The sequence below is a fragment of the Fusobacterium sp. genome, assembly GCF_029258315.1.
Taxonomy (GTDB): Bacteria; Fusobacteriota; Fusobacteriia; order Fusobacteriales; family Fusobacteriaceae; genus Fusobacterium_B.
This window is the reverse complement of sequence record NZ_JARHZE010000098.1, coordinates 1-14,666: the sequence shown is the minus strand read 5'-3', so window position 1 is coordinate 14,666 and position 14,666 is coordinate 1. Positions and strand designations below refer to the sequence as shown.

The following is a 14,666-nucleotide window of genomic DNA, read 5'->3' as shown; positions in this document are numbered from 1 at the left end:
GAAAGTACTTGGGGGGCAGCCCTCTGGGAGGATAGGAACTTGCCAACTTTTTAATTTTTTGTAAAAAAGTTATGCGCAAAGAAAAAAGATTTAGAGTAAAAAATATATTATTAAAACATTTATTTTGTAAAAAAATCATTGGAAAATAAAGAAAAAATCAAAAAATTAAAAAAATTGTGATAAATATCAAAATCTATCAAATATAAAAAGTGATTTAAAATTAGAAAATAAATTTTAAATAGAGTAAATAAATATTAAGAAAGATTAAAAATTTTGATTTTAAGAAATCTAATTTCTAGATAAAATTTCTGAAAAAAATTTTTTATATTGATAAAAAGATGTGAATTTATAAAAATAATTTTTCTTGTGAGCTATAAAAAATTTTTATAGCTTATTTTTTTATTAAAAATTATTATAGATTTTTATTTGCTAATTTAAAAGAATTAAATAAAATTTATATAAATATTTGATTTTTACTGTTGACATATCAGAAAAAATATACTAGACTCATAGCAAAAGGGAAGTATATAAAAAATTATGAAAAATAAAGAAAAAGGGATTATTTTAATTGAAATATTAATAGTTTTTGGTATTTTAGTAAGTATTTTTTCAATTACTTTTATAACATTTAAACATATAGAAGAGAAAAAGGATTTAGAAAAAGCAGTTATTAAAATTTCAGAAGTTATTGATGAGTATACTTTGAAAAGTTTATCTACTGGAATGATTTATAAAATAGATATAGATTATTTAGATAAGAATATAAAAATAAAAACTATTACTGACAAAATAGAAGAGACCATCAATCTTCCTACAAAATTATCCTACTTAGTTCCTTATACAATTAATGGAAGCTCTCAACTGATCGACAAATTATCAATTACAACTACAATGGATGGAAATCTATCTGATTCTTTTACCACTTATATTCTTGATTATTCAGGAAAAATAAAATATCGTATTGCTACTTACACTTTTCAAGAAAATAAAATTTTAAAAATAAATATTTATAAAAAAATATCAGGAGTTTCTATTTCAAAAAAGGAACTTTTAAAATATCATGAATTATTATTCTCTGTGGAGGAATTAAATAATGAATGGAGAAAACAATAATAAAAAAGAAAAAATAAAATTTTTAAACACAGATTTTTCTATAAATTTTAAAGAGAATTCAAAAGTTGAAATTTTTATAAATAAGATTTTTGTAGAAGGAATTGAACTTAATGCAAGTGATATTCATATAGAGACATTTGGAAAATATTTTAGAATTAGATATAGAGTGGATGGTGTACTAATAGATAAAGGAGAATACAGTCAAGAGATGTATTCTCCTCTTATTTCGAGAATAAAAATATTATGTAATTTGGATATAACAGAAAAAAGAATGCCTCAAGATGGAAGAGTAGATGGAAATTATAAAGATAAGGAATTAGATTTTAGAATTTCAATAGTTCCCGCATATTTTGGAGAAAAAATAGTTATAAGAATTTTATACAAGGATACTGTTAAAAAAAATTTACAAGATTTAGGATTTAATAAAGAATATTATTCCAGATTATTTGAGATCATAAAAAGAAAATCAGGAATGTTAATCATATCAGGACCTATGGGAAGTGGAAAGACAACTTCAATGTATGCTATTTTAAATGAAATTAATAGTATTGAAAAAAATATAATTACTATAGAGGATCCGGTAGAGTATATTGTAGAAGGGATAAATCAAATCCAATGTAAACCAGAGATAGGACTGGATTTTTCCAAGGTATTAAAATCAATTTTAAGACAGGATGCTGACGTAATAATGATTGGAGAGATAAGAGATAAAGAGACAGCTGAGATCGCAGTAAAAGCTTCTTTGACAGGACATTTAATAATAACAACACTTCATACTAAAAATACAGCTAGTGCCATTAAAAGACTAATTAACTTAGGAATAGAACCCTATATGATTTCGGCTGGGATAAAAGGTATACAAAGTCAAAGACTTGTCAGAAAACTTTGTGAAGATTGTAAAATAGAGGATAAAAACTATAAAGAAAAATTAAAAATTCTAGGTCTTGAAAATAAAATTTTTAAAAATAAAATTTATACTCACCAAGGTTGTGAAAAATGTAATTATACAGGCTATAAAGATAGAATTCTCATAGGAGAATTTATGTATATAGACAATAATATTGAAAAATTAATTACCTCTGAAATAAATGTTTTAGAGCTAGAAAATAGATTAAAAGAATTAGGAATAAAATCTCTTTTAGAAAATGGAGTGGATCTGGTTGAAAGTGGTAGAACTTCTTTAGATGAACTTATAAGAGAGTGTTAATATGAAAAAATTTTTTTATTATGCTTATGATAAAAATAAAAAAATAAAATTTGGTTTTTCTGAAAGAGATGAAAAAAATGAAGTTTTAAAAGAGATAAGAGAGAAAAAACTTTTTCTCGTGAGGATCATAAATATAAATATTTTTAATAAACAATTAGATAAAAAAGATTTATTAGATTTTTTTATTAAATTATGTTTTTTTGTAAAAAATAAGTATCAATTTTATAGAATAATTGAATTTATAGAGGAAGATAAAAAATACTTGGCTTATAGTAATAAAATGAAAAAATCTATAAATAATGGAGAAAAGTTAACAGAGATATTTAAAAATAGTGGACTACCTTTAAAAGATATGGATTTTATGATATTAAAAGTAGCTGAGAAAACAGGAAATATATATTATTCTTTTAAAGGAATAGAAACAAGACTAAGAGAAGAACTAGAAAGAGAGAAACAAATAAGGAAAATATTAATTTATCCTAAAATTGTGAGTTGTATTATTATAGTTCTTCTATTTTTTTTAGGAAAATTTATCTTGCCAAACTTTATAGAAATTATAGGAAGAGAAAATATAACTTTAGTTACAAAAATAATTATATTTTTCTCAGAAAATATTTTATTTATTTTTATTGGAACTATTATTTTTATAGTTTTATTTAAATTTTTATTGAAAAATAAAACCATAAAAGATAATTTTTTTGTATTTCTTATAAAAATTGGTTTTATAAGAAATATAGTAGAAGATAATTTTATCTCTTATTTTTCAAAAATGATAAATATTTTTTTAGAGGCTGGGATAACTTTTAGTGAAAGTATCGAAATAATAATAAAATCTATTTCAAATGAATTCTTTATATCAAAATTAGAAAAAACTAGAGATTTATTGGTAAAAGGGAATGAAATAAATAAAGCGGTTGATGCTATGAAGATATTTCAAAAAGGAGAGATAGAACTTATTAAAACAGGTGAAGAGATAGGAGAGCTTTCTAAAATGTTTGATCTCATTTCTTTAAGAAGAAAGGAGAGATTAATAGAAAGATCTGAGAAATATATTAAACTTTTAGAACCATTAACTATCATTTTAATCGGAATAATTGTTGTTTTAATTTTTATAGGAGTATACACCCCTATTTTAAATATGATGGATAATATTTAGGGAGGGAAAAATGAATAAAAGGGAAAAAGGTTTTTCTTTAATTGAAGTTTTGGTTGTTTTGGGAATAATCGGTTTATTTACTACTTTTTTAACTCCAAAAATTTCTAATTATTTAGCTCTGGGAAAGGAAACAAAAGTTATTTCAACATTAAATAGTTTGAGAACAGCCTCAGAAATGTATAATTTGGAAACCGGTAATAGTTTAGGAAAAGATAAATTAGATGGAAATTTAACTAAGACTGATGTAGAAAAATTAAAAGAGTATATTTCAAATGGATATAAAGATTTGATAAAAAATTTAGATAGTTCAGAAGAGATATTGTATGAAATAGGTGGAAGTAAAGAAAATTTAGAAGAAAAAACAAAGGCAGTATATGGTGGAGAAGTTAAATTCACTTTTAAAGCTCCAGTTGGAGAGGCATCAGATGGAGTAAAGATATGGGTTTTACCAATGGATGGTGTGGGACAATATACTTTAAAAGGAATAAAATGGGAAGATCTATAATTGATATATTGTTTGGGATAATTTTGTTAATAATTTTAATTATAGATTTTAAGAAAAAAATAATACCAGATGCTTTAACAATTACTATCATCATATTAGGAATTATAAAAATAATTTTTTTTAATGAAAATTTAGAAAATAAATTGATAGGAATGGGAACCTACTCAATTTTATTTAATTTACTCTATGGATATGGAGAAAAAATTTTTAAAAAAGAGGTAGTTGGTTTTGGAGATATAAAACTTTTATCCAGTATTGGATTTTATCTAGGATATTTTGGATTAATTTATCTATTGATCTATTATAATATTATTTTTTTAATATCTCCAATTTATGGAATAATTTATAAAAAATTATATGAGGAAGAAGAGATTCCTTTTGCTCCAGTGATAATACTATCTACTTTTATTTTTATTATAATAAAGGGAAGAATTATATGAAAACTAAAGGTTTTTTATTGATGGATGTAATTGTTAGTATTTTTATTTTTTTGGTTATTATTTTAAATCTATTGATAATCCTAAATAAAAATTTTGAAAGTGTGAAAAAATTAGTTTTAAATCAAGAAATATTAAGAATAGTAAATAATATTGAAAATATAATGGAAAGAGATTTAAATGAAAAAAGAGAAGAAAAATCATATTGTATTATTGATCATAAGAATAAGTTGACTTTAAAAAATATGAAAAATAATAGAGAGGAAGAGGTTGGAAATTTTAAATATATTTCAAAAGACAATATAAAAAATATTAAAATCATTGGAAAAGATGTGATTTTAAATAATGAGAGTATTGGAAAAATATTTTTTTCTGTTATAGAAATAGATGAACAACATATAGAAAATATTATAGAGGAATAAAATGAAAAACAGAGGATATTTAATGTTAGAGGGGATAATAGCCTTGGGAATTTTAACAATGATAATAACAATAAGTTTTTCAATTTTTTCTAATTCTATGGGTATAAAAGAAAAATCTATAAATTATTTTAGTAGAGAAGTAAATTATAGGAAAAATATAGAATATTTTTTAGAAGAGGTAAAATCAGGAAAAAATATGTTTATAGACAATAATAAGCTATATTATGAAATTTTTATAAAAGAAAATGGAGAGCCTAAAAAAATAATTTTAAACTATTATTTTTCAGGAAATATGTTTTTTAGAAAGGCTAGTAATTCAGAAAAAAGAGAAGTTTTTTTAGATGAAATAAAAGGAGATTTTAAGTTAAAAAATAATTTATTGAGGATAAATTTTATATATAGAGGACAGGAAGAGGAGTATATTATTTATGTCAAAGAAAAATAAAGGGTTTATTCTTCTGATAACAGTTGGAATTTTATCTGTAATTAGCTGGAGTATTTTTACTTGTAGTTTTGTTATAAGAAAACAGATAAAAAAAATTGGCATAAATAAGTTAAAAATTCAAAAAGATAAGAAGGAAAAGTTGGAAAAAAATATTTATAAAATTTATATGAAAAGCATAGAAAAGAAAATACAAGAAGATATTGAAATAGAAAATATTTCAGATTATTTATTGAAAAAAGATAAGATGGAGATATGGACAAAAAATTATGGAAATAGTTTTATCTTGACAGATAGCAATTATTATATAGATGAAATTTATATAAAAAGGATAGAGGAAACAGATTCTCATTTAAAAAAGATTTATATTAAAGGAACAAATAAAAATAACTATTTTCAATTAATAAAGAATTTTTCTTATATTAATAGATTTAATATGGTAAGAATAAAATTAAAAAAAGAGATAAAAAATTTTAGAATAGGGGAAGACTCAAAATATCAACTAGAAATTTATGGAAAAGTAGATATAAAATATTTTTTTAAAGGGGATAGGTATCCTTTGGAAAATATAGAAAAATCTAAAGGAGATATTGATGTTAAAATTTTTTAAAAATGAAGAAGTAGATTTATATATTTCTGAGGATAGACTTCAAGTATATTCTGGTGAAAAAGAGTTGATTACAAAAAGAAGAGAATTTATCTCTTTAGGAGAGGACTTAGAAAAAATAAAAAATCTTTTTAAAAATAGAGATTTAAATATTATTTTAGAAGAGGATATTTTTTTAAAAAAAGAGTTTTTAGAAAAAGAAGATGCAGAGGAAATAAATATAAAAAAATATATAGAACAGGAAATTTTACCAAATCTTTCAGAGGAGAAAGATTTTTATTTTTCCTGTTATTTTTTTGATGAAGATGAAAACTGTGAAATATTTATTTTGGAAGAAGTTATTATAACTACTCTTATAGAATTTTTATTGAAAAATAGAATAAAAGTTAAAGAGATATATGTTGTAAATAAGAAAAATATTTTAAAGGATTATAAAAAACTTTTTTCAGAGAGCGGAAAAACAAGTTCAAAGAAAATTATATTTTATTTTACAGGGATATTAATTTTAATTTTTATAATTAATTTAGTTATTAAAAAAGATTTTGAAAAAAAATTAAAATTTCAAAAAGATAATTACCAATTAAAAGAAACAAATCTTAATTTAAAAAAAACAGAACTAGAAAAACTAAATGAAAAATTTATAAATTTAGGAAAGGAAAAAGTAACAGATAATATTTTTAATAAAAAATTTATGGAGGAAATTTTTTGGCTTATAAATATTCTACCTCAAGAATATCAATTAGAAAAATTAATTTGGAAAAAAGGAGAGATTATATTAAAAGGTAATGGACAAAATTTAAATTCATTATTTGAATTTGGAAGTAGGGTCGAAAAGGATAAGAGGATAGAAAAAATAAATTTTGATTATATTCAAAAGAAAGATAAAAGTTATGAATTTATTTTAGAGGTGAAGTTACTAAATGGAGGAGTTTGATTTAAAGAATAAATTGGTAATATTTGCAATTGGAGTAATTTTTTTATATATCTTTGTAGTATCTCCAATAGAAAAAAATTTGAATTTAAATAAGGAGATAGAAGATTATAAAAATAAAAATATATTATTGGAGAAAAAATTAGATATTGTAGATGAAAAGATAAAAGAAAAAAATATTGAAATAGAAAAAAGTATAAAAGAAATAGAAAATAGTGAAGGTACTTTTATATTTTCATCTTTAGGAGAGGCAAACATTTATATAGAGAGGATCTTAGAAAAATTTTCTTTAGAAATTTTATATATAGGAAGAACTGAAAGAGGAAATAATAATAGATATTTCATCTCTTATGAGCTTTTAGGAAAAGAGAATGATATAGTTGATTTTATAGAAAATATTGAAAAAGATGGAAAGGTTTTACTTTTAAATAAGAGTTTAGAAATAGAAAGAAAAGAAAAAAGTTTTAGACTTTATCTTTCTTTTTGCATAGTTGCTAAAAATTCTAAACTTCAATTAAATAAAGGTGAACGTAGAAATTTAACAAGTGATATTTTAGATATAGAAGATATAGAATTTATAAATGAAAATACTGGGATTTTAATAACTAAATATAAAAAAATTTATATAAACAAAGAAAAAATAGTGGAGATAGGTAAAAAGAAATATAAGATTATACTTAAAAATAAAAAATTATTTATAGAAAATGGGGGAAATTATGAATAAATTTTATATAGCCATATATTTTTTGTTTTCTTTACTCTCTTTTGGCTACGAGGGAAAAAATTTTGATAAATTAAAGGGGAATATTTTTCCCCACGAAATAAATGTTTCAGGAATTACAGTGGAAAATTTTTTAATATTTTTATCAGAGGAAAGTAAGGTAACTTTAGTTCCTTCAGATGAGATAAAAAATAATGAGGTTTACTTGTATATAGACAAAAATAAGAATTTTTTGGACATCTTAGATATATTTTGTAGTTCTAAAGAGTATGTGATGAAAGATAAAAATAATCATATATTAATAAGTAAAAGAGATGAGCAAAAAGAAAATAGAGGAATACTTTTGGGAAAAGTTCTATCTAGTGACTACAATGAAAATTTACAAGGTGTGAAGGTAACTTTACTAGATGAATATTCAAAACCTTGTTACACCACAAGGGATGGAAACTTTAAAATAGATAATATCCCTTATGGAGTATATTTTATTAGAGGAGAAAAAGAGGGGTACGAAGTTGTTGGAGAAATTATTGACATAAATAAAAAGCAAAATACAATAAAACTTTTCTTAGAAAAAATATATAAGGTAAAAGAGAATCAAGAAAAAAATGGAGAAGAATTTATTGTAAAAAAAATAAAAATAGGAGATCTTGAAAATATAAAAATTGAAAATATTTTACCAGAATATCTTTTAGAGCAAGTAAAACTTTTAAGGGATAATAAAAAAGATATTTTATATATAAGTGGAGAGGAAAAAAAGGTTGAAAAAGTAAAAGAGATTTTAGAAAGTATATGTTATTCAAATAAGGAGATAAGAATTTCAATACAGATTCTAGATATAACGGACAATCTTTTTCAAGAGCTTGGATTCAATTGGATATATGATAGAAATTCTTTAGAAAATCCAGTTAAAAATGGACTTATTGGTGGAATATTAAATAGTTCTTATACTCAAGGGGTTGGAAGTATATTTTCCTCAACATTTAATTATATTACAAATTTTGGAAGCGATGATGCTTATTTAAATTTTGGGTTAAATCTTTTAAAAAGTAATCAAGATTTAAAGATTAGTTCAACTCCATCAATAGTAACTACAAATGGAAAAGAGGGAAGTTTAAAAATTATAACAGAAAGAATAGTAGGCCAAGAAAGGGTGGAAAATACAGAAAATTCCCAGAATACATATCTGCCAATTTTTAGAGAGGCTGGTATTGTTTTTAAGGTTTTACCAGAAATAATAGATGAAGATTATATATCTTTAAAATTGGATATGGAAAGTAGTGATTTTAAAATTTTTAATGAAAGAGAAGGTGGTAGTGAAAATTCTAAAGAAAATTATGGAAGTAAGGTTTCAAGAAATATTTCTACCTCTCTTAGATTAAAAAATGGGGAGACAGTTTTTATAGGTGGATTAAAAAAAGGGATAATTCAAAATCAAGAAAGTAAGGTTCCAATTGTTGGTGAAATTCCTGTTATTGGATTTTTATTTAAAAATTCTAAAAAGAGCAAAGAAGTAACAGATTTATATATAAGACTAAGAGTTGATATGGTAGAAAATGGCAGTTTTGAAGATTTTGGGATAAAAAATTTTGAAAGTATGAACTAAATATAATACTTGCTATTCTTAAAGATTATTAGTAAAATAATAAATATAAGTAAAAAATATTACTAGGTATTAGTTTGGAGGAAAAATGAAGAAAGAAAGATTAGTAGAAATTATTTCTAATTTTAAAAATGTAAAAATAGCTGTTGTTGGAGATATAATGTTAGATGATTATTTAATAGGAACTGTTGATAGAATATCTCCGGAAGCTCCAGTACCAGTAGTTTTAATAAAAAAAGAAAAATTTGTTTTAGGAGGAGCAGGAAATGTTATAAATAATCTTGCTACTTTAGGAGCTAAAAGTTATTGTTATGGATTGGTTGGTGACGATGTTGATGGAGATCGTTTAATAGCTGCTATGAAAAATTTAGGTGTGGATACTTCTGCAATAATTAGAAGTGAAGAGAGACCGACAATTGTAAAGAGAAGAGTATTGGCAGGAAGTCAACAACTTTTAAGATTGGACTGGGAAGACCCATCAGATATAAATGTTATTTTAGAAGATGCTATACTAGAAAAGTTTTCTAACACAATAGATGAAATAGATGGAATAATATTATCTGATTATGATAAGGGAGTTCTTACTCCAAGAGTATCAACAGAGATAATAAAATTAGCTAAGAAAAAAGGAAAAATAGTTATAGTAGATCCAAAACCATCTAATGTTGAAAACTACATTGGAGCTTCATCTATGACTCCTAATAGAAAGGAAGCTGAACTTTGTTTAGGAAATCCACGTAAAAAAACAATAGATGAGATTGGAAAAGAGATAAGAGAGAAAATAGAACTTGATAACTTATTGATGACAAGAAGTGAAGAAGGTGTAAGCCTTTACGAAGAAGATAAAATAACAAATATTCCAACATTCGCTAAGGAAGTTTTTGATGTAACCGGAGCAGGAGATACTGTAATTTCTGTTTACACTTTAGCAAAAGCAGCTGGAGCTACTTGGGAAGAAGCAGCAAAGATAGCAAATACAGCAGCAGGAGTAGTGGTTGGAAAAATAGGAACTTCAACAGTTACAGTTGAAGAAATTGTAAATTTTTATGATGAAATTTATAAGGAGTGGAACTAAAATTGATAAGAATAGGTAATGGATACGATGTTCATAAACTTGTAGAGGGAAGAAAGTTAATTTTAGGTGGGGTAGAGATACCCTACGAAAAAGGTTTATTAGGACACTCAGATGCAGATGTACTTGTTCATAGTATAATGGATGCAATGTTAGGAGCTTTAGCTTTAGGTGATATAGGGCAACACTTTCCAGATAATGACAATAAATATTTAAATATTGATAGTATGATTTTATTGGGAAAAGTTATGGAGCTTATAAGAGAAAGAGGATATAAAATAGGAAATATAGATTCTATAATAGTGGCTCAGAAACCTAAGTTAAAAGATTTTTTACCAAAGATGAGAGAAAATATAGGAAAAGTTTTAAATACTTCTATAGAAAATATTAGTATAAAAGCTACCACTGAAGAAAAATTAGGTTTTACAGGAAGTGGAGAGGGAATGAAAGCTTACTGTGTAGTTTTATTAACTAAGGAGGACTAAGATGCCATATATAACAATTTCAGGAATGTCTAAAGAAAAAGTTTGTGAAATAGGTGAGGATTTAATAAATATTGTAAGTGAAGAGGCTCAAGTTGCAAAAGAAAAAATTAGAGTTTTCTATGATCCTAAATTAGAGGTATCAGAGGGAAAAATAGTAGACGATAAGATTTTGATAGATATAGAATGGATGCCAAGACCAGTTCAACTGAGAGAAAAAGTAGCAAATAAATTTTTTGAATATTTTGAAAAATTTAATTATAAAAATATAAAAATTTATTTTCAAGATATAAATAAGGATTATTATTATATGAAATAATATAAAAATTTGGATAAAAAAATAGCGCGACTATCGTCGCGCTATTCTTATTTTTGATATACATCAAGTTTATTAAATGGTATTTCAATATTATGTTTTCTAAATTCAAGTACTATTTGTTCCATAAAATCGAAGTATGCATTCCAATAATTTTCTTTTTTAACCCAAGCTCTTACAACAAAATCAAGAGAACTTGCATTATGAGTTTTTAATCTTATTGTATAATCTTTTTCATGAAGAATATTTTTATTATTATCTAAAATACCTCTAATTACAGTTTTTACAAGCTCAAGATCAGATTCATACCCAACACTTATTATTGTATCAAGAAGTCTTTCAGGATTGTTAGACATATTAGTAACAGCTGCATTTGAAAGCATACTATTAGGAATAGTTATTCTAAATCCTTCAAGAGTAACAATAACAGTGTATAGAATATAGATACTCTCAACAGTACCAGTTCCACTAGATGTAACTATAAGATCCCCTTTTGAGAAAGGCTTAAAGAAAAGAATAAGTACTCCTCCAGCAAGGTTTGATAAACTTCCTTGTAAAGCTAAACCAACAGCGATACCTGCAGTACCTAAAATAGTAACAAATGATGTTGCTTGAATTCCTAATCCTCCAATTACTAAGAAGAAGAATAGAACATAAAGAAGAACATTTAAGAAAGAAATAATAAAGCTTTTTAATAAAGGATCAACTTTATTTTTTTCTAATAAAATTTTAGCAAAATTTATAACTCCATTTATAACTGGTTTGAAAATAAATCCAATAAAGATAAGCCATAAAATTTTGATAGAAATTACTGGAAGCATTTTAATAGCATCTCCCTTAAGCTGTTCTAAAAAGATTTGAAATTTAGTTAATTCATTCATGGTAACCCCCCTTTTTAAATATAATAATCATATTTATCTATTATAACATAAAAATTGAAATTATTAAAATAAAAATAATTAACATAAATTTTAGATTATGATATAATTTTTTTGAGGTGATATATTGAAAATCAATGTAAATAATATTATAGTATCAATTTTGAAAAATCAAGATAAAGAAATAGAAAAAGAAATTTTAAAAAGAGGTATTAAAAAAGATAATATAGAAAAAATTTCTTGGCTAAAAAGATCAATAGATAGTAGAAAAAAATCAGATATAAAATTTGTATATAATGTAGAAGTTATTTTAAAAAATGAAATTGATGTAAAAAGTTTAAAAAATATTTCCTTGGTAAAAGAAGAGAGATATTTAAAAAGAGAAGCTAAAGATACAAATAAAAAAATATTAATAGTGGGAGCTGGACCAGCTGGACTTTTTGCAGGACTTAGATTGGTTGAATATGGATATAAACCAATAATAATAGAAAGAGGGGAAGATATTGATTCCCGTGATAAAACAGTTGATAATTTTGTAAATACTGGAGTATTTAATAAAGAATCAAATATTCAATTTGGAGAAGGTGGAGCTGGAACTTATTCAGACGGAAAACTAAATACAAGAATAAGAAGTGAATACATAGATAAAGTTTTTAAGGAATTTGTTGAGTGTGGAGCCCAAGAAGAAATTATGTGGGATTATAAACCACATATTGGAACAGATGTATTAAAAGTAGTAATAAAAAATTTAAGAAAGAAAATAATCTCTTTAGGTGGAAAATTTTATTTTAAAAATAAATTGGAAGAAATTTATTTGGAAGATAATAAAATTGTAGGAGCTTTAATAAAAAATGATAAAGATCAATTAGAAAAATTAGAGGTAGAAAATATTATATTAGCAGTTGGTCATTCAGCAAGAGATACTTATAGAATGTTAAATAAAAAAGGTGTATTTATGGAAAATAAACCTTTTGCAGTTGGAGCTAGAATAGAGCATCCTAGAAAAGATATAGATGAGATGCAGTATGGAAAATTTGCAAATCATAAAAATTTAGGAGCTGCTACTTATAATTTTACTTATAATAATTTTGATGAAGAGAGAGGGGTATTCTCTTTCTGTATGTGTCCTGGAGGAGTAATAGTAAATGCTGCCTCAGAAGAGGGAGGATCTTTAGTAAATGGAATGAGTTATTCAGGAAGAGATGGGAAATTTTCAAACTCAGCTCTTGTGGTAGCTATAAAAGAAAATGAATTTGGAGATCATTTATTTTCTGGGATGGAATTTCAGGAGAGGTTAGAGAGAAAAACTTTTGAGTTAGTAAAAGAGTACGGAGCATTATATCAAAGCGTTCCAGATTTCTTAGAGGGAAAATTAACTGAAAAAGAGATAGAATCAAGTTATCAGATGAAAAAAACTCCTTATGATTTAAATAAATTTTTCCCTGAAGTTATAACTAGAAATATGAAAATGGCTTTAAGATATTGGCAAAAAAATTATCCACTATTTGTTACAGAGAGAGCTAACTTAATAGCACCAGAAACAAGAACATCGGCTCCTGTAAGAATTACAAGAGATGAAAATGGAGAATCATTAAATGTAAAAGGATTATATCCAATAGGTGAGGGTGCAGGTTATGCAGGTGGTATAGTTAGTGCTGGTGTAGATGGACTTAAGATAGTAGATAAAGTTTTTACAAAAATAATAGAGGAATAGTGAGAGATATGCAAAATACACCAAATTCAAATAGAACTAATATAGTGATAATTGGCTCAACCAATGCAGGAAAATCTTCTCTATTAAATAGTATTGTAGAGCAAAATATAGCAATAGTATCAGATATAGAAGGAACAACAACAGATTCAGTAAGAAAGGCTATGGAGCTTCTTCCTTTTGGTCCAGTATTATTTATAGATACAGCTGGATTTAATGATGAGACAGAACTAGGAAAGTTAAGAATAGAAAAAACTATAAATGAAATAAAAAAATCAGACTTTGCAATCTATGTTATAGATGGAAATAATTTTAATGAAATAGATTATAAAAAAAATATTTCATTTTTAAGAAAGTACTCAATACCATTTTTAGTAGCAATAAATAAAGAAGAAACATTAAATGAAGAAGTAAAAAAAGAAATAAAAGAGAAGATAAAAGATTGTATTTTTATTTCAACTAAGAATAGAGAAAGTATATTAAATTTTAAAGAAATTTTAATAAAAAAATTAAATATTTTAGAGGAAGAACCAAGTCTTTTAAAAGGGCTAGTTCCATATGGGGGGAAAATATTATTAGTAGTTCCAATTGATTCAGAAGCTCCCAAAGGAAGATTGATTTTACCACAGGTACAAGTTATAAGGGATGCCTTGGATAATGGATTAAATATTCTTATTTGTAGAGATGTAGAATTAGAAAAAACATTGGAAGAAAATAAAAATATAGATTTAGTTGTCACAGACTCACAAGTATTTAAAGAGGTGGATAAAGTTTTAAAAGATAGATACCCGCTTACAAGTTTTTCAATTTTATTTGCTAGACAAAAAGGAGATTTAAATAAACTTTTAGAAGGGATTGAAAATATAAAAAATCTTAAAGAAAACTCTAAAATTTTAATAGCAGAAACTTGTACTCACAATACATCTCACGAGGATATAGGGAGAGTAAAAATTCCGAGATTATTAGAAAAAAAATTGGGAAAAAAATTAAATTTTGTTTTTTCAGCTGGAAAAGATTTTCCAAATAATCTTGAAGAATTTGATCTAGTTATTCATTGTGGTGGTTG

General features: G+C 24.4%; 17 protein-coding genes. 16 read left to right on the top strand and 1 reads right to left on the bottom strand.

Annotated features, from left to right (window positions below; all coding sequences use genetic code 11):
• Positions 1 to 537 precede the first annotated feature (537 nt).
• The 14 genes from Q1J48_RS06945 (at position 538) to Q1J48_RS06880 (ending at position 11,014) form a co-directional block, all read left to right on the top strand.
• A complete protein-coding gene (locus Q1J48_RS06945) occupies positions 538 to 1,113 on the top strand; it encodes a type II secretion system protein (protein WP_300362203.1) in 576 nt (191 codons plus the stop codon).
• Positions 1,094 to 2,320, top strand: coding sequence for a GspE/PulE family protein (locus Q1J48_RS06940; protein ID WP_300328578.1), 1,227 nt, complete (start codon positions 1,094 to 1,096; stop codon positions 2,318 to 2,320). Before Q1J48_RS06945 ends, Q1J48_RS06940 begins: the two co-directional genes overlap by 20 nt.
• 1 nt (position 2,321) lies before the next feature.
• The gene (locus Q1J48_RS06935; protein WP_300362201.1) at positions 2,322 to 3,476 is read left to right on the top strand and encodes a type II secretion system F family protein; all 1,155 of its coding nucleotides are present in this window, start codon (positions 2,322 to 2,324) and stop codon (positions 3,474 to 3,476) included.
• 10 nt (positions 3,477 to 3,486) lie between these two features.
• Positions 3,487 to 3,981: a type II secretion system protein gene (locus tag Q1J48_RS06930; RefSeq protein ID WP_300362198.1), complete on the top strand. Its 495-nt coding sequence runs from the start codon at positions 3,487 to 3,489 to the stop codon at positions 3,979 to 3,981.
• Positions 3,966 to 4,421, top strand: a complete 456-nt coding sequence (locus Q1J48_RS06925) for a prepilin peptidase (RefSeq protein ID WP_300362196.1) — start codon at positions 3,966 to 3,968, stop codon at positions 4,419 to 4,421. Before Q1J48_RS06930 ends, Q1J48_RS06925 begins: the two co-directional genes overlap by 16 nt.
• Complete coding sequence (locus tag Q1J48_RS06920; RefSeq protein ID WP_300362194.1) at positions 4,418 to 4,840, top strand: hypothetical protein; 423 nt, start codon at positions 4,418 to 4,420, stop codon at positions 4,838 to 4,840. Before Q1J48_RS06925 ends, Q1J48_RS06920 begins: the two co-directional genes overlap by 4 nt.
• A 1-nt stretch (position 4,841) precedes the next feature.
• The gene (locus Q1J48_RS06915; protein ID WP_300328592.1) at positions 4,842 to 5,285 is read left to right on the top strand and encodes a hypothetical protein; all 444 of its coding nucleotides are present in this window, start codon (positions 4,842 to 4,844) and stop codon (positions 5,283 to 5,285) included.
• Positions 5,269 to 5,892: a hypothetical protein gene (locus Q1J48_RS06910; RefSeq protein WP_300362191.1), complete on the top strand. Its 624-nt coding sequence runs from the start codon at positions 5,269 to 5,271 to the stop codon at positions 5,890 to 5,892. The genes Q1J48_RS06915 and Q1J48_RS06910 overlap by 17 nt, the downstream gene beginning before the upstream one ends.
• Complete coding sequence (locus Q1J48_RS06905; protein WP_300362188.1) at positions 5,876 to 6,823, top strand: hypothetical protein; 948 nt, start codon at positions 5,876 to 5,878, stop codon at positions 6,821 to 6,823. The genes Q1J48_RS06910 and Q1J48_RS06905 overlap by 17 nt, the downstream gene beginning before the upstream one ends.
• Positions 6,810 to 7,544, top strand: coding sequence for a hypothetical protein (locus Q1J48_RS06900; RefSeq protein WP_300362186.1), 735 nt, complete (start codon positions 6,810 to 6,812; stop codon positions 7,542 to 7,544). The genes Q1J48_RS06905 and Q1J48_RS06900 overlap by 14 nt, the downstream gene beginning before the upstream one ends.
• Positions 7,537 to 9,144: a type II secretion system protein GspD gene (locus Q1J48_RS06895; protein WP_300362183.1), complete on the top strand. Its 1,608-nt coding sequence runs from the start codon at positions 7,537 to 7,539 to the stop codon at positions 9,142 to 9,144. The genes Q1J48_RS06900 and Q1J48_RS06895 overlap by 8 nt, the downstream gene beginning before the upstream one ends.
• A gap of 85 nt (positions 9,145 to 9,229) precedes the next feature.
• Positions 9,230 to 10,216 (top strand): D-glycero-beta-D-manno-heptose-7-phosphate kinase, encoded by a 987-nt coding sequence (rfaE1, locus tag Q1J48_RS06890; RefSeq protein ID WP_300328607.1) that lies wholly within the window; start codon positions 9,230 to 9,232, stop codon positions 10,214 to 10,216.
• Positions 10,217 to 10,218: 2 nt separating this feature from the next.
• A complete protein-coding gene (ispF, locus tag Q1J48_RS06885) occupies positions 10,219 to 10,698 on the top strand; it encodes a 2-C-methyl-D-erythritol 2,4-cyclodiphosphate synthase (RefSeq protein ID WP_300328610.1) in 480 nt (159 codons plus the stop codon).
• A 1-nt stretch (position 10,699) separates the two neighbouring features.
• Entirely contained in the window at positions 10,700 to 11,014 is a 315-nt protein-coding gene (locus tag Q1J48_RS06880; protein WP_300328613.1) for a DUF1904 family protein, read from the top strand.
• A 47-nt stretch (positions 11,015 to 11,061) separates the two neighbouring features.
• Here Q1J48_RS06880 and Q1J48_RS06875 read toward each other — a convergent pair whose 3' ends face one another.
• Positions 11,062 to 11,892: a mechanosensitive ion channel family protein gene (locus tag Q1J48_RS06875; RefSeq protein WP_300328616.1), complete on the bottom strand. Its 831-nt coding sequence runs from the start codon at positions 11,890 to 11,892 to the stop codon at positions 11,062 to 11,064.
• Between the two features lie 124 nt (positions 11,893 to 12,016).
• On the opposite strand from Q1J48_RS06875, the gene Q1J48_RS06870 reads away from it, so the two are divergent.
• A complete protein-coding gene (locus Q1J48_RS06870; RefSeq protein WP_300362181.1) occupies positions 12,017 to 13,603 on the top strand; it encodes an NAD(P)/FAD-dependent oxidoreductase in 1,587 nt (528 codons plus the stop codon).
• A gap of 8 nt (positions 13,604 to 13,611) precedes the next feature.
• A partial coding sequence (hydF, locus tag Q1J48_RS06865; protein WP_300362206.1) for a [FeFe] hydrogenase H-cluster maturation GTPase HydF occupies positions 13,612 to 14,666 on the top strand: 1,055 nt, incomplete at its 3' end.

Bases quoted from the DNA above. Each gene is read 5' to 3' on its own strand.
- Q1J48_RS06945 (WP_300362203.1), top strand. From the start codon at position 538: ATGAAAAATAAAGAAAAAGGGATTATTTTAATTGAAATATTAATAGTT.
- Q1J48_RS06940 (WP_300328578.1), top strand. From the start codon at position 1,094: ATGAATGGAGAAAACAATAATAAAAAAGAAAAAATAAAATTTTTAAAC.
- Q1J48_RS06935 (WP_300362201.1), top strand. From the start codon at position 2,322: ATGAAAAAATTTTTTTATTATGCTTATGATAAAAATAAAAAAATAAAA.
- Q1J48_RS06930 (WP_300362198.1), top strand. From the start codon at position 3,487: ATGAATAAAAGGGAAAAAGGTTTTTCTTTAATTGAAGTTTTGGTTGTT.
- Q1J48_RS06925 (WP_300362196.1), top strand. From the start codon at position 3,966: ATGGGAAGATCTATAATTGATATATTGTTTGGGATAATTTTGTTAATA.
- Q1J48_RS06920 (WP_300362194.1), top strand. From the start codon at position 4,418: ATGAAAACTAAAGGTTTTTTATTGATGGATGTAATTGTTAGTATTTTT.
- Q1J48_RS06915 (WP_300328592.1), top strand. From the start codon at position 4,842: ATGAAAAACAGAGGATATTTAATGTTAGAGGGGATAATAGCCTTGGGA.
- Q1J48_RS06910 (WP_300362191.1), top strand. From the start codon at position 5,269: ATGTCAAAGAAAAATAAAGGGTTTATTCTTCTGATAACAGTTGGAATT.
- Q1J48_RS06905 (WP_300362188.1), top strand. From the start codon at position 5,876: ATGTTAAAATTTTTTAAAAATGAAGAAGTAGATTTATATATTTCTGAG.
- Q1J48_RS06900 (WP_300362186.1), top strand. From the start codon at position 6,810: ATGGAGGAGTTTGATTTAAAGAATAAATTGGTAATATTTGCAATTGGA.
- Q1J48_RS06895 (WP_300362183.1), top strand. From the start codon at position 7,537: ATGAATAAATTTTATATAGCCATATATTTTTTGTTTTCTTTACTCTCT.
- rfaE1 (WP_300328607.1), top strand. From the start codon at position 9,230: ATGAAGAAAGAAAGATTAGTAGAAATTATTTCTAATTTTAAAAATGTA.
- Q1J48_RS06880 (WP_300328613.1), top strand. From the start codon at position 10,700: ATGCCATATATAACAATTTCAGGAATGTCTAAAGAAAAAGTTTGTGAA.
- Q1J48_RS06875 (WP_300328616.1), bottom strand. From the start codon at position 11,892: ATGAATGAATTAACTAAATTTCAAATCTTTTTAGAACAGCTTAAGGGA.